Origin of the sequence: Duganella radicis (genome assembly GCF_009720825.1) — a bacterium.
Classification (GTDB): Bacteria; Pseudomonadota; Gammaproteobacteria; order Burkholderiales; family Burkholderiaceae_D; genus Rugamonas; species Rugamonas radicis.
On record NZ_WNKY01000001.1, the window covers coordinates 190,632 to 205,986 of the forward strand.

Annotated in this window: 10 protein-coding genes; 7 read left to right on the top strand and 3 right to left on the bottom strand. The window is 64.6% G+C overall.

The genetic code is table 11. From position 1 onward, the window contains the following. Window positions 1-54: 54 nt before the first annotated feature. The 3 genes from GM676_RS00755 (at window position 55) to GM676_RS00765 (ending at window position 6,054) form a co-directional block, all read left to right on the top strand. Complete coding sequence (locus tag GM676_RS00755; protein ID WP_155461472.1) at window positions 55-2,217, top strand: prolyl oligopeptidase family serine peptidase; 2,163 nt, start codon at window positions 55-57, stop codon at window positions 2,215-2,217. After that, entirely contained in the window at window positions 2,214-4,694 is a 2,481-nt protein-coding gene (locus tag GM676_RS00760; protein ID WP_229262470.1) for a zinc-dependent metalloprotease, read from the top strand. Before GM676_RS00755 ends, GM676_RS00760 begins: the two co-directional genes overlap by 4 nt. 157 nt (window positions 4,695-4,851) lie before the next feature. Beyond that, window positions 4,852-6,054, top strand: a complete 1,203-nt coding sequence (locus GM676_RS00765; protein WP_155461473.1) for an ammonium transporter — start codon at window positions 4,852-4,854, stop codon at window positions 6,052-6,054. A 3-nt stretch (window positions 6,055-6,057) separates the two neighbouring features. Here the strand turns inward: GM676_RS00765 and GM676_RS00770 are convergent, their stop codons facing one another. Beyond that, on the bottom strand, window positions 6,058-6,633 hold the full coding sequence (locus tag GM676_RS00770) for a helix-turn-helix domain-containing protein (protein ID WP_155461474.1): 576 nt from the start codon (window positions 6,631-6,633) through the stop codon (window positions 6,058-6,060). A gap of 113 nt (window positions 6,634-6,746) precedes the next feature. Here GM676_RS00770 and kbl point away from each other — a divergent pair, with 113 nt between their 5' ends. From kbl to GM676_RS00785, 3 genes are read left to right on the top strand one after another with little or no spacing between them, the layout of a single operon-like run. Further along, complete coding sequence (gene kbl / locus GM676_RS00775; RefSeq protein ID WP_155461475.1) at window positions 6,747-7,949, top strand: glycine C-acetyltransferase; 1,203 nt, start codon at window positions 6,747-6,749, stop codon at window positions 7,947-7,949. Between the two features lie 19 nt (window positions 7,950-7,968). Continuing rightward, complete coding sequence (locus GM676_RS00780; protein WP_155461476.1) at window positions 7,969-8,937, top strand: NAD-dependent epimerase/dehydratase family protein; 969 nt, start codon at window positions 7,969-7,971, stop codon at window positions 8,935-8,937. Then, a complete protein-coding gene (locus GM676_RS00785) occupies window positions 8,937-10,310 on the top strand; it encodes an L-serine ammonia-lyase (protein WP_155461477.1) in 1,374 nt (457 codons plus the stop codon). The genes GM676_RS00780 and GM676_RS00785 overlap by 1 nt, the downstream gene beginning before the upstream one ends. Here the strand turns inward: GM676_RS00785 and GM676_RS00790 are convergent. Further along, window positions 10,291-11,499 (bottom strand): M56 family metallopeptidase, encoded by a 1,209-nt coding sequence (locus tag GM676_RS00790; RefSeq protein ID WP_155461478.1) that lies wholly within the window; start codon window positions 11,497-11,499, stop codon window positions 10,291-10,293. The genes GM676_RS00785 and GM676_RS00790 overlap by 20 nt on opposite strands. Then, a complete protein-coding gene (locus tag GM676_RS00795; protein ID WP_211923121.1) occupies window positions 11,489-11,869 on the bottom strand; it encodes a BlaI/MecI/CopY family transcriptional regulator in 381 nt (126 codons plus the stop codon). Before GM676_RS00795 ends, GM676_RS00790 begins: the two co-directional genes overlap by 11 nt. A gap of 241 nt (window positions 11,870-12,110) precedes the next feature. On the opposite strand from GM676_RS00795, the gene GM676_RS00800 reads away from it, so the two are divergent. Further along, window positions 12,111-15,353, top strand: coding sequence for a two-component regulator propeller domain-containing protein (locus GM676_RS00800; protein ID WP_155461480.1), 3,243 nt, complete (start codon window positions 12,111-12,113; stop codon window positions 15,351-15,353). The last annotated feature ends 2 nt before the right edge of the window (window positions 15,354-15,355 follow it).

The following is a 15,355-nucleotide window of genomic DNA, read 5'->3' on the forward strand; positions in this document are numbered from 1 at the left end:
GCTTCACGTTATGATCTGTGTTCTTGATGAACCCTACATGGATACGGATCACACATGCAACGACGAGCACTCCTGGCTTCCCTCCTGATCGCCCAATCCACGCTGGCGCAAAATTGCCCGGCGCCCGGCGCCGCGCTGACTTACCCGGTGTCGCGCACTGTGGATCAGCAGGACAATTACCACGGCACCGTCATCGCCGATCCGTACCGCTGGCTGGAAGACGCCAACAGCGCCGAGACCAAGGACTGGGTGGTGGCGCAGAACCAGCTCACGCAAAGCTACCTGGCGCAAATCCCGGGCCGCGAGGCGATCAAGGCGCGCCTGACCAAGCTGTGGAACTTCGAACGTTTCAGCGTGCCGTTCAAAGAAGGCGGCCGCTATTTCTACAGCCGTAACGACGGCCTGCAAAATCAGTCGGTGCTGTACACCATGAAGTCGCTGGCCGACGTGCCGCGCCTGCTGCTCGATCCGAACACGCTGGCTGCTGACGGCACGGTGGCGCTGGCCGGCCTGGCGGTCAGCCCGAATGGCAAGTACCTCGCTTACAGCACCGCCGCCTCGGGCTCGGATTGGAACGAGATCAAGGTGCGCGACATCGACACCGGCAAAGATATCGAGGACCACATCAAGTGGGTCAAGTTCTCCAACACCGCATGGCTGCAAGACGGTTCCGGCTTCTTCTACAGCCGCTACGACGAGCCGCGGGAAGCCACCAAGCTGGCGGACGTGAACTACTTCCAGAAGCTGTACTTCCACAAACTGGGCACGCCGCAAAGCGCGGATGTGCTGGTGTATGACCGTCCGGACCACAAGGACTGGGGCTTCGGCGCCCAGGTCACGGAGGATGGCCGCTTCCTGATCATCAACGCCACGCAAGGTACGGAGAACAAGAACCGCGTGTTCTACAAGGACTTGAGCAAGAAGGATTCGAAAGTGGTCGGCCTGCTGGAAGACTTCGACGCGGCCTATGACTTCATCGGCAACGACGGCCCGGTGTTCCTGTTCCGCACCGAGCGCAATGCGCCGCGCGGCCGCATCGTCAGCATCGACACCCGCAAGCCTGGTGTGCTGAACTGGAAGCAGATCGTCCCGGAGAGCAGCAACACCATGGTGTCGGCGTCGCTGGTCAACAATCAGCTGATCGTCGATTACCTGAGCGATGCGCATAGCCTGGTCAAGGTCTACGACCTGAAAGGCAAGGCGCTGCACGATATCGAACTGCCTGGGCTTGGCACCGCCGGTGGCTTCAGCGGCAAGCGCGCGGACAGCGAGACGTTCTATTCCTTTACCGGTTTTACCAATCCAACCACCATCTACCGCTACGACCTGAAATCGAACAAGAGCAGCGTGTACCGCCAGCCGAAAGTGGACTTCGATCCGAACGCGTTTGAGACTCGCCAGGAATTCTTCACCTCGCGCGACGGTACCAAGGTGCCCATGTTCATCGTGTCGAAAAAAGGCTTGAAGCTGAACGGCAGCAATCCGACCTACCTGTATGGCTACGGCGGTTTCAATGTCTCGCTGACGCCGACCTTCTCGGTGGCCAATCTGGCGTGGCTGGAAATGGGCGGCGTGTACGTGATGGCCAACCTGCGCGGGGGCGGCGAGTACGGCGAATCGTGGCACGCGGCGGGCACTAAGCTGCAAAAGCAGAACGTGTTCGACGACTTCATCGGCGCGGCGGAGTGGCTGGTGGCGCACAAGGTGACTTCACCATCCAAACTGTCGATCGGCGGCGGCAGCAACGGCGGCCTGCTGGTTGGCGCGGCCATGACCCAGCGTCCGGACTTGTTCGCGGCGGCGATTCCGCAAGTGGGCGTAATGGACATGCTGCGCTTCCATGAGTTCACCATCGGCTGGGCGTGGACCTCGGACTACGGCTCGTCCGATAACGCCGACGAATTCAAGGCGCTGGTCAAGTATTCGCCGCTGCACAATCTGAAGAAGGGCACCTGCTACCCGGCCACCATGATCACCACCGCCGACCATGACGACCGCGTGGTGCCGGCCCACAGCTTCAAGTTCGCCGCCACCGCGCAGGCCGACCAGGCGCCGGGCGGCGCGCCTATCCTGATCCGCATCGACAGCAAGGCCGGCCACGGTGCGGGCAAACCGACCAATAAACAGATCGAAGAAGTGGCCGATCGCTGGGGCTTCCTGACCCGCGCGCTGCACATGGATGGCGGCAGCGCCACCCAGGCGGCGGGCCAGCAATGATGCGGGCCGCCGCCGCAACCCCGCTGCTGCTAGCGCTGCTGGCCACCGCGCTGCCGCTGTCGCCGGCCGCGAGCGCCGCACCGGCCGCTGACGCGACGCCGGCGAAGTCCATCGCCGACGTCACGCGCAACCTGCAATCGCAGCCCGGCTTCATCGACGTCTGGCGCGATACCGGCAAGGGCAGGGTGCTGCTGTCGGTGGCCACGCTGGAGCAGCCCTTCCTGCTGGTCAGCTCCCTGCCGTACGCCCTGGGCTCGAACGATGTTGGCCTCGACCGCGCCCAGCCCGGCGAGATGCGCATGGTCCATTTTGAAAAACACGGCGCCAGATTGTTCTTGGTACAGGAAAACACCAACTACGTCGCCAACTCCGCCGACCGCGATGAACGCGCCGCCGTGCGCGAGTCCTTCTCCAACTCTGTGCTGTGGTCGGGCGACATTCTCGCCAGCGACAAGGACCGCCACCTGGTCGACTTCTCCGGCTTCCTGCTGGCCGATCGCCACGGTATCGCCGCGCGGCTTGCGGGCACGAAGCAGGGCGCATACGCCATCGATCCCGCCCGCAGCGCCGTGCTGGCTGCCGAGGCCAAAGCCTTCCCGGACAATGTGGAGCTGGAAGCCTTGCTCACCTTCGCCGGCCCGGGCCAGGCGGAATTCGTCAAGCAGGTCGGCGCCGACCCGGCCAGCCTGTCGATGCGCCAGCGTATCAGCATGGTGCGTCTGCCGGCCGCCGATGCATGGCGTCCGCGCGCCTATCATCCATACTCCGGCGGCTTCGACGCCAGCTACTTCGACTTCGCCACGCCGCTTTCCAGCAGTATCGACGTGCACTGGCAAGTGCGCCACAAGCTGGAAAAGACCGATCCCTCGGCCGCCGTCAGCACCGTGAAGAAACCGATCGTCTACTACGTCGACCGTGGCGCGCCAGAGCCGGTACGCTCGGCGCTGATCGAAGGCGCATCCTGGTGGGCCAAGGCCTTCGAAAAAGCCGGTTTCAAGGACGCCTACCGCGTCGAACTGCTGCCGGAAGGTGTGGATGCGCTGGACATCCGCTACAACGTCATCACCTGGGTACACCGCGCCACGCGCGGCTGGTCCTACGGCAACGCGCTGACCGATCCGCGCACCGGGCAAATCCTGCGCGGCGCCGTCACACTGGGATCGCAGCGCGTGCGGCAGGACATTCTGATTGCCGAAGCGCTGCTGGCGCCATATGGCAAAAGCAGTGGCTCCGACAAGCAGAAGCTGGCGGAGCAAATGGCGCTGGCCCGCCTGCGTCAACTGGCCGCGCACGAAGTCGGCCACACACTGGGCTTCGCACATAACTTCGCCGCCAGCCGCATGGGCAATGGCTCGGTGATGGACTACCCGCATCCCATCCTCAAGCTGAACGCGCAGGGCGAGGTGGACATCTCCAACGCCTACGGCGTGGGCGTCGGCCCGTGGGACGACTACATCGTCAAGTACATCTACGGCGATTTCGGCGGCGGCGCGCAGGAACAGGCGGCGCTGGCCAGGTTGCGAGCGGAGGCAGGCGCCGCCGGCATGCTGTACTCCAGCGATCAGGACGATCGTACGCCGGGCGCCAGCCATCCGGACGGCCTGCTGTGGGACTTCGGTCCGGACACGCTCAAGACCTGGGACCAGTTGGGTGCCGTACGTCAGCGCGCCCTGCAAACCTTCTCCCCGGATGTGCTGCCGGACGCCCGGCAGATCGGCGAACTGGAAGCACGCCTGGTGCCGGTCTACCTGCTGCAACGCTATCAGGGCGAGGCGGTAGCGCGCCTGATCGGCGGCGGCGACTTCGATTACACCAGCGCCGGCGACGTCAAGGCAGGCATTGCCAGGGCTGGTGTCAAGGCCACACCACCGGAGGTGCAGCGCCAAGCCCTCAACCGCCTGACCGACAGTCTGCGCGCGGAATACCTTGCGCTGCCGGCCAACGTGCTGGATATCCTGACGCCACCGGCGGCCGGCCATGAGCGCAACCGCGAATACTTCGCCACCCGCATGGACTCCGTGTTCGACGCCTTCTCCATCGCCGAAGCGGCCGCCGGCCATGCCGCCAGCTTCCTGCTGGATGCGGGCCGCATCAACCGCGTGGCGTGGCAGCACGCGCGCGACAGCAAGCAGCCGGGCGTGCAGGAGGTGTTGGCGCAGACATTGCAAAAAACCTGGAAGCGCGACGCCGTGCCATCCTCGGTGATCGGAGGCGAGGCGGTGCAACTGGCGTCCAACTGGGTGGTGGCCGACAGTCTGCTGCGGCTGCTGGACGGCGGTCAGCTGCATCCGCAAGTGGCGGCCGAGGTGCGCCAGTCCGTGCGCGAACTGGCGCAATGGTTGCAAAAGAACCCGGGTAAGGGCGTGACCGCCGACAGCCGTAGGCAAGCGGCCGAGCACATATCCGCCTACTTGTCCGATCCGCGCACCGTCAAATTGCGGCCCGCGCCAACGGCTCCGCCGGGTGCACCAATTTAGCGCCTCAATTTGGTGCATCGGCGGCGCACGCCCGCCGATGCACCAACATGAAACCGTATTAAAATCAGCAGCTTAAGATTTTGCACCAAAGTGGTACAGAAATTGCTTCCCATGTTAGTACTTTATTTTATGTGCTTTATTTTGGGGAGTAATTTTGATGTCTGGATTCAAAGACGGTGCGGATGCGCTGTTTATCTTGCTCGGCGCCATCATGATTTTGGCGATGCACGCGGGCTTTGCCTTCCTGGAGTTGGGCACCGTCCGTAAAAAGAACCAGGTCAATGCGCTGGTCAAAATCCTGGTCGATTTCTGCGTCTCGACCATCGTGTATTTCTTCGTCGGCTACAGCATCGCCTACGGCGTCAATTTCTTCTCCTCGGCCGATGTGCTGGCCGCAAGAAACGGCTATGAGCTGGTCAAATTCTTCTTCCTGCTGACCTTTGCCGCCGCCATCCCGGCCATCATCTCGGGCGGCATCGCCGAGCGCGCGCGTTTCCATCCGCAGACGGCGGCTACCGCGCTGCTGGTCGGGCTGGTCTATCCCTTCTTTGAAGGCATCGCCTGGAACCACCGTTTCGGCGTGCAGGAATGGCTGCTGCAAACCTTCGGCGCCGAGTTCCACGACTTCGCCGGCTCGGTGGTGGTGCACGCCGTGGGTGGTTGGATCGCGTTGCCGGCTGTGCTGCTGCTGGGCGCGCGCCGTGGCCGCTACATGAAAAACGGTGGCATCGCCGCTCACCCGCCATCGTCGATTCCCTTCCTGGCGCTGGGCGCATGGATTCTGATGGTGGGCTGGTTCGGCTTCAACGTCATGAGCGCGCAGGCGCTGGACAAGATGAACGGCCTGGTGGCGGTCAACTCGCTGATGGCCATGGTGGGCGGCACGCTGGTCGCCACCTCGCTCGGCAAGAACGACCCCGGCTTCGTGCATAACGGCCCGCTGGCCGGCCTGGTGGCGGTGTGCGCCGGTTCCGATGTGATGCATCCGCTGGGCGCTCTGGTGACCGGCAGCGTGGCCGGCGCCATCTTCGTGTGGATGTTCACGCTGGCGCAAAACAAGTGGAAGATCGACGATGTGCTGGGCGTGTGGCCGCTGCATGGCCTGTGTGGCGCGTGGGGCGGCATCGCGGCTGGCGTCTTCGGCCTGAAAGCGCTGGGCGGCGCCGGCGGCGTGGCTCTGGCGTCGCAGCTGATCGGCACCGTGATGGGCGTGGTGATTGCCGCCGCCGGCGGCACCCTGGTGTATGGCTTGCTGAAGAAAACCGTCGGCCTGCGCCTCGATCCTGAAGAGGAGTTCCAGGGCGCCGACCTGTCGATTCACCGCATTACCTCGACGCCGGAGCGCGAATCCAACTGGTAATCCCTAGCGGTGGATCACCACCAGCAGCGCCTTCGCCTCGGTTTTGCCAACGTTGCGGATAATGTGCTGCTGGTCGCCCGGGTAGCGCGCCGTGCTGCCCAGTTTCACCTTCTTCTTGTCGGTCCCGACTTCCACTTCCACTGAACCGTGCAGCAGCGTCAGATGCTCTTGCGCGCCCGGATCATGGCCTTGCGAGGCCAGTTCGCCGCCCGGCGACAGCGTCAATTCGTACCACTCATAGCGGCTGGCCAGTTCCAGCGGTCCCAGAATGCGCAGCACATAGCCGGCGTGCAGGCCGGGCAGGGTGGGCGTTTCATGCGCGTCGACCACACGGATGGTTTCCTTTTCCCGCTCGGCGGTGGCCAGCAATTCGCCGATCTGCACCCCCAGGGCGTTGGCAAGACGCCAGGTAATCGCGATGGTCGGATTGGCTTTCTCTCTCTCGATTTGGGATAACATGGACTTGGAGACGCCGGCAATGCGCGACAGGTCTTCCAGCGTCAGGCCCCGGGCCAGGCGCAGGCGCTGCAAGGCGGCGCCTACTTCTGGTGGCGCATTGTTTGGTACTGGTGTTTTCATTGTTTGAGTTGCGGAGTTCACTGGCTCGCTATAAAATTCAATATATCGAATTTGTATTCGAAATAATGAATTTCGCCTAAGGTAGTGAAATCGTATCACATACAAGGACCATCATGAGCAATCAAAAAGACACGTTCTATAGTGGCCTCCAGCAAAATCTGGATCAACTGCGCGAGCAGGGGCTGTATAAACCGGAGCGCGTGCTGGCGTCGCGCCAGGGCTCGGAAGTGAAAAGCGAGGATGGTCGCACGCTGATTAATATGTGCGCCAACAACTACCTCGGCCTGTCCGGCCAGGAGTGGGTGGCGCAAGCCTCCATCGACGCCACTGAAAAATACGGCTACGGCCTGTCGTCGGTGCGCTTCATCTGCGGCACCCAGACCGTGCACAAACAGCTGGAGCAGGCGATCTCGAAGTTCCTCGGCACCGAGGACACCATTCTGTATGCCGCCGCCTTCGACGCCAACGGCGGGGTGTTCGAGCCGCTGTTCGATGAGAACGACGCCATCATCTCCGATGCGCTGAACCACGCTTCCATCATCGACGGCATCCGCCTGTGCAAGGCCGCGCGCTTCCGCTATGCCCACAACGACATGGCCGATCTGGAGAAACAGTTGCAGGACGCCGCCGGCAAGCGCCACAAAATCATCGTCACCGACGGTGTGTTCTCAATGGACGGCACCATCGCCCAGTTGGACAAGATCGTTGAACTGGCCGACAAATACAGCGCGCTGGTGATGATCGACGAGTGCCACGCCTCCGGCTTCATGGGCAAGACCGGCCGCGGCACCCACGAGCACCATCACGTCATCGGCAAGATCGACATCATCACCGGCACGCTGGGCAAGGCGCTGGGCGGCGCCATGGGCGGCTTCACCTCCGGCCGCAAGGAAGTGATCGAGATGCTGCGCCAGAAATCGCGTCCTTACCTGTTCTCGAACACGCTGGCGCCATCGATCGCCGGCGCTTCGCTGGCGGTGCTGGAGCGCCTGTCGGCTTCCACCGAGCTGCGCGACCGCCTGCACGAAAACACGGCATACTTCCGCAAGGAGATCGAGCGCATCGGCTTTACCATCAAGCCGGGCACGCACCCTGTCGTTCCTGTGATGCTGTTCGACGCGCCGGTGGCGCAGAAGTTTGCGGCCCGCATGTATGAACTGGGCGTGCTGCTCAGCGGCTTCTTCTACCCAGTAGTGCCGATGGGGCAGGCGCGCGTGCGCGTCCAATTGTCCGCTGCGCATACCCGCGAGCAGCTGGACACCGTATTGAAAGCATTCGAGCAGGCCGGTCACGAGCTTGGCCTGCTCAAAAAATAAAACGTCAGGACACAATCAAATGACTCAGCAAAAAATCCTCGTCATCGGCGCCAATGGCCAGATCGGCAGCGAACTGGTGGAAGCATTGGCCATGCAGCACGGCGCACAAAACGTCATCGCCAGCGATGTCAGCCCGACCAACCTGTACCACGCCATGCGCTATGTCACGCTGAACGTGATGGACAAGCAGGGCTTGTCCAAACTGGTGGCCGATGAAGGCATCACCCAGGTGTACCAGTTGGCGGCCATGCTGTCGGCCACTGGCGAGTCGGCGCCGCTCAAGGCATGGGCCCTGAACATGGATGGCTTGCTGAATATCCTGGAAGTGGCGCGCGAGCGCGGCGCCATTGGGAAACCATTGAAAGTGTTCTGGCCATCGTCGATCGCCGCCTTCGGCCCGAATACGCCGGCCACCGAGACGCCGCAGCTGACCGTGATGGACCCGACCACCATCTACGGCATCAGCAAGCTGGCTGGCGAGCGCCTGTGCGAATACTACTTCCTGAAATATGGCGTGGACGTGCGCTCGATCCGCTATCCGGGCATCATCAGCTTCAAGTCGCCACCTGGCGGCGGCACCACCGATTACGCCATCGCCATCTTCCATTCGGCGCTGCGCGGCGAGCAGTATGAATGCTTCCTCGGCCCGAAAACCACGCTGCCGATGATCTACATGCCGGACGCTATCCGCGCCACCATCGAGTTGATGGATGCGCCGGCCGAACAGGTGAAAGTACGCTCTTCGTACAATGTGGCCGGTGTTTCGTTCAATCCGGAGCAATTGGCGGCGGCCATCAGCCGCAAGCTGCCGGACTTCAAAATCGCCTACAAGCCGGATAGTCGCCAGGCCATCGCCGACACCTGGCCGCAAAGCCTGGACGACGCCACCGCCAGTGCGGATTGGGGCTGGAAAGCGCGCATCGGCATCGATCAGATGGTCGAAGACATGCTGGCCAATATCGACGTCAACCTGGGTAAGGCCGCCTGATGGACATGAGCGTATTCGATCTGTTCAAGATCGGCATTGGACCATCGAGCTCCCACACCGTCGGCCCGATGGTGGCGGCACGCCGCTTCCTGCTGGATAACGCGCCACTGGACGACGTCGCCGAAATCAAGGCCGAGCTGTATGGCTCGCTGGCGTTGACGGGTGTTGGTCACGCCACCGACAAAGCCGTGCTGCTAGGCCTGATGGGCGAAACGCCGCAAGACGTGGTGCCCACCAGCGTCGATGCGCAACTGGCCGATGCCGAAGCGGCCGGCCAACTGAAACTGCTCGGCACCTGCGCCGTGCCGTTCAAGCGCGGCACGCATCTGGTGTTCCACATGGCCGAATCGCTGCCCGAGCACCCGAACGGCATGCGCTTCACCCTGACCCGCAAGGATGGCCGCAGCATCAGCAAAGTGTATTACTCGGTTGGCGGCGGTTTTATCCGCGAGGAGGGCGAGGCACCGGCCGCTGCTGCGGCCAGCGTGGCCGTGCCTTACCCCTTCGGCACCATGGCGGAACTGTTGGCGCACGGCGCGCGCAGCGGCCTGACCATCTCGCGGATGCTGCGCGCGAACGAGTGCGCGCGCATGAGCGAGGAGGCGCTGGATGCCGGCCTGGATAAAATCTGGCACGTCATGCGCGACTGCATTGCGCACGGTCTTGAAACCAAGGGGCAGCTGCCGGGTGGCCTGAACGTCAAGCGCCGCGCCGCCGCGTTGTGGACCCAGGCGAGTACCGCTGCCGTCAACAGCCTGCCGCACGACGCCATGCATCAGGTCAGCCTGTACGCGATGGCGGTCAACGAGGAAAACGCCGCCGGCGGCCGCGTGGTCACGGCGCCGACCAACGGCGCGGCCGGCATTATCCCGGCCGTGCTGCGCTATTACGCGGAGGACTGCAAACCGGCCGATCCGGTGGCGGGCGTGCGCAACTTCCTGCTGACGGCGGCCGCCATCGGCATGCTGTGCAAGCGTAACGCCTCCATCTCCGGTGCGGAAATCGGCTGCCAGGGCGAAGTCGGCGTGGCCTGCGCCATGGCGGCTGCGGGCCTGGTCGCTGCGCTGGGCGGCAGCAATGGCCAGATCGAGAACGCCGCGGAAATCGGCATCGAGCACCATCTGGGCATGACCTGCGATCCGATCGGCGGTTTGGTGCAGATCCCGTGCATCGAGCGTAACGGCATGGGCGCGGTCAAGGCCATCACGGCCGGTTCGCTGGCGTTAAAAGGCGACGGCACCCACTTCGTCAGCCTCGATGATGTGATTGAAACCATGCGCCAGACCGGCGCCGACATGCAGGCCAAGTACAAGGAAACGTCGCTCGGCGGCTTGGCGATTCATGTCATCACCGTCAATCACGCCGCTTGCTGAGCCCTACGGTGAGTTGCACCCTGACGTCGTCATTAATGGCGACGGCCGCTGTCTCACCGACAGGCAGCAGCAGTCCAGGCTCGCCGATCACACGGTCATCACGCTTGATGACCGCCTTGACGAATACCGAGGCGTCACCGGCTTTCTTTAGCATGAGCTCGGTCCGCCACACGCCGTCAGCTCCCGTGCTTTCCACGGCGGCCGGAACCCCTTCCCGAACCAGCAGCGCCGGCGAGGAGGACTGGTCTTTTGCGTTCAGCTTCATGGTGATCAGATACTCATCGGCGTGGTCGGCCGGCGTTACGCCGGTGTTGGCCGCCATCGCTCCCATGCCGCAAGCGATAACGATAGTGCCCACGACGAGGCGGCCCAACGACATGCGCCGGCGCCGTGGTGGTGTCTGTTGTAACTGCATGATGCGCTCCTTCAAGGGATGGTTGGATTGCCAGTGACAATGAATCAGCGCGGCCTGCGCCGACATCTGGGTCTTGAGCATGGCCTCGGCGTAGCTGCGCCTCAGGCCCGGATGCCGCTGCATGACGACGGCGTCGCACGCCAGTTCCTGATCCAGCCGGAATTTGCGCGCGGCATAATGCACCAGCGGGTTAAACCAGAGCGCGCATTGCGTCAGCGCCCAAAGGGCGTTGATCAACGGATCGCGGCGCTGAACGTGCACCGCCTCGTGGGCGAGTATCAGTCGTTGTTCTTCTGGCGTATAGCGGGTCGCGAAATCGGCCGGGACCACGACGGCCGGATGCCATAAGCCAACTGCCGCCGGGCCTTCGGCGGTGCTGGCGCTGTAAAAGACGCCATGCTCCCAACGCAGTGGACCAAGACTGCTCCGATAGCGGATATGCGCACGCCAAAGCGACACCAGCATCAAGACGCAAACCGTCAGCCACGCCAACAGCAGCCATTGCGGCCAATCTGAGGCGTTAGCGAGCAGGGCGGATTCACTGGCGCCCACCGCCCGTTGGAACGGTGCCCCCACCTGCGGAATCGGTTGGGGTAATCGCGCCGCAGGAAGCAACGCTATGGCAATCGTGGCCGGCACCGCGCTCCAGGCCAGATAGGCCAGGCGGGCGCCGAATATGCGCCGCAAGGGGATGCGCAGTGCGCATATCAACAGCATGGTGCCGCCGCCGGTGACGCTGCACGCGAGCAGCGCATGCAAGATATCATTCGTCATCACTAAGCTCTTTGATTAATGCTTTCAGCGCATTCAGGTCGCTGGCGCTCAGCTTCCCATGCTGTCCAAAGTGCGCAACCAAGGGCGCGACGCGGCCCCCGAACAGGCGTTCGAGCATGCTACTGCTTTCCTCCACCACCCATTGGTCGCGGGTCAGAAGGGGTGAGTACAGGAAGCGGCGTCCTTCCTTCTCCGCTTGTATCGCGCCTTTCTTTAGCAGGCGATTCAGCAAAGTCTTGATAGTCGCTTCCTGCCAGTTCTGTCGATGGCGCAGCGCCTCCACCACGTCCTCCGCAGTGCGCGGGCTGTCGCTCCACAATACTTCCATGACCAGTGATTCCGCCTCGCTAATCGGTACTGCTTGCTTCATGTCAGTCCCCGTCATTTCGATTACCCATGTAAATGATTGATGATTACATGTGTAATTGACTTCGTCAACGGGTTTCTTCTTCGACTGGGAATCGCTGGGGATGGCGGCTCGGAAAACCCTGGGGTAGGGATTTCCTTATGGTAATTCAGGTATAAGTTGATAGGAAACGAGCAACGAATCTTTTATGCTAGGCTGAATGATAATTGTCGTACGTTAAACAGACCCCTGATCCGTGCCGCACATGCCTTTGTCCGTTTTCCGCGCCTGCCTCGCCATCTGCGCCTTGCTACTGGCCGGTGTCGCCACGTCGGCGCCGCGCTGGAACCAGCTGCTGGACACGGCTTTTCAGAACATCAGCCAGGACGCCGGCCTGCCGGGCGCGGTGGTCACCGTGCTGGCGGAGGATGGCGAGGGCTTTCTGTGGGTGGCCACCCAGTCCGGCCTGGCCCGCTGGGATGGCTACCGCTTCCGCGTTTACCGCGCCAAACCGGACGATGCGCGGTCACTGCCCGACAACTGGGTGCAGACCCTGCACAGCGACACGCGCGGGCGGCTGTGGATCGGCACCAACGCCAACGGTCTGGCGCGTTATGACAGCGCCACCGACAGTTTCATCCGCTATGGCGCCGGCCCGAAGGGGTTGAGCAACGGCTTCGTGCGCGCCATCGCCGATGACGGCCAGGGCGGACTGTGGATCGGCACCGACGGCGGCCTCGACCATCTCACGCCCGACAGCGGCGCCGTTACCCACACGCTGCACAACGATAGCGGCCTGCCCAACAAGAGCATCACCGCCATCGCGCGCGACCGCGGCGGCGCGCTGTGGGTGGGCACGCCGGCCGGACTGGTGCGGCGCGCGCCCGGCGCCACCCGCTTCGAGGCGGTCACCTTGCACGCGTCGGGCGGCGTGGGCGAATACGTGAGCAGCCTGATGGAGGATAAGCAGGGCCGCGTCTGGGTCGGCACCACGGAGCAGGGGGCTTATGTGGTGGCGGCCGACACGCTCACCGCCACCCGGATCGTTGCCAATGGCGCGGCCGGGGTGGCGCAACGGCAGGAGGCGGTGAGCGTCATCAGCGCGGCCGCCAACGGCGACATCTGGCTCGGCACCAACAGCAAGGGCATCATCATCGTCGATCCGGTCACCCTGGCCGCGCGCCGGGTGCGCCACGACGCCGCCGTGCCGAGCAGCGTTGCCGACGACACGATCACGGGACTGCTGTGCCAGCGCAGCGGCTTGATGTGGGTCTCCAGCAATCTGGGCCTGAGCCGCCACGACTCGGGCCAGGACGCGGTGCTGACGGTGTACGGCGGCGCGTCCCGCAAGGACGGCGTGTCCGACGCCAACGTGACCTCGGTGCTGCCGATGCCCGACGGCAGCGTCTGGCTGGGGCTGGCCACCAACGGCGTTGACATCATCGATCCGCTCGGACGCCGAACGGGCGCGTTGCGGCCCGGCGCCGATCCGGCCACCGCGTTGCCCGGGGACTATGTGTGGAGCATGGTGGCCACGCGGGCCGGCGAGGTGTATCTGGGCACGCAGCGCGGCCTGTACCGCGTGGACCGTGGCGGCCGCGGCATGACCCGGCTGGCGCTGAGCCGGCCCAAGCCGGGCGCCCGGGTCGACGCCCTGCGTCTCGACGGCGACACCCTGTGGGTCGGCAGCTGGGCCGACGGCTTGTGGCAACTGGACGTGAGCGTCAAGGGCGCCACCCGGGTGCTGCGCCACGAGGGCGCCCTGCGCCTGACGGACCAGCGTATCAACGCCATCGAACTGGCGGCGGACGGCGCGCTTTGGCTGGGGACGGCCAATGGCCTGAACCGCTACGATCCGGCCAGCGGCGCGGTGGAGCGCATCGTCCCCGACACGGCCGACCCGCAGGGCCTGGGCGCCGGCGCGATCACCTCGCTCATGACCGATCGCCAGGGCCGGCTGTGGGTCGGCACCCTGGGCGGCGGCATCAGCATCCTGCGCGAGCGCGACGGCCAGGGCCGGCCGCGCTTCGCCCGCCTGGGCCTGCGCGAGGGCCTGCCGGACGAGGGCGTCAACAAGCTGATGCTCGACCAGGATGGCGCGGTCTGGGCCAGCACCGACGACGGCGTGGCGCTGATCGCGCCGGAAACGCTGGCGGTGCGCGCGCTGCGGCGCGACGACGGTTTCCAGATCCGCACCTACTGGGGCGGCGCCGGCGCCATCACGGCGGAAGGAGAGATCCTGTTTGGCGGCAACGGCGGCCTGACCGTCGTGCGGCCGCGCAAACTGCGGCCCTGGACCTTCCGGCCGCGCGTGGTGATCACCGAGGCGCGGGTCGGCGACCTGGGCGTGATGGCCAACCGCTACAACGACCCGGGCGGGGCGACAACGCCACTGCGCGTCACGCCGGAGGCCAACAGCCTGGCGATTGAGTTCGCTGCGCTGGACTTCTCGGCGCCCGAGCGCAACCGTTACGCCTACTGGCTCGACGGCTATGATCGCGACTGGGTGGATTCCGGCCCGCACCGCCGTCTGGCGGCCTATACCAATTTGCCGCCCGGGAACTACACATTGCGTCTGCGCGGCGCCAACCGCGAGGGGGTCTGGAGCGAGCCGGAACTGCGGATACCGGTGATGGTGCTGCCGGCGTGGTATCAGACCGTCTGGTTCCGGCTGGGCGCGGGACTGGCGGCGTTGCTGGCGGTCTATGGCGTGGTGCACACCCGCACCGCCTATCTGCGCCGCGTCCAGCGGCAGCTGGAGGACAAGGTGGCCGAGCGCACCGCCAGCCTGCTGGCCGCCACGCAGGCGCTGGAGGTGGCCAGCCTGACCGATCCGCTGACCGGCCTGCGCAACCGCCGTTTCCTGACGCTCAATCTGGATGAGGACATCGCCCATGTGACCCGTCAGCACATCAACGGCGCCAGGTCCGGCCAGGCGCCGGAAAACGCCGACCTGGTTTTCTTCCTGGTCGACATCGACCACTTCAAGCAGGTCAACGACCAGTGCGGCCACGCGGCGGGCGACGCGGTGCTGATGCAGATGCGCGAGCGGCTGCAACGGGTGTTCCGCGCCTCGGACTACCTGATCCGCTGGGGCGGCGAGGAATTCCTGGTGGTGGCGCGCGCGACCTCGCGCGCGCACGCCGCCACCCAGGCCGAACGCGTGCGCGCCAGCGTGGCCGACGAGGACTTCACCCTGCCCGGCGGCCAGAAGCTGCGCAAGACCTGCTCCGTGGGCTTCGCCTGCTTCCCGTTCTTCCCGGCCGCGCCGGCCGCCGTGGCCTGGCCCGACATCGTCGAACTGGCCGACCTCGGGCTGTACGCCACCAAGCGCGCGGGCAGGAACGGCTGGGTGGGCTGTGTCGCGGGGACGGCGGCGGAGCGTGAGGGTTTCATCGCGCGCGCCCTGGCGCAGCCCGAGGCCATGGCCGAGCGCGGCGAACTGCAACTGCCGAGCAACCTGGACGCGGACGCCGTGCTGCGCGCCATCACGCCCACAGGCGCCTGAGC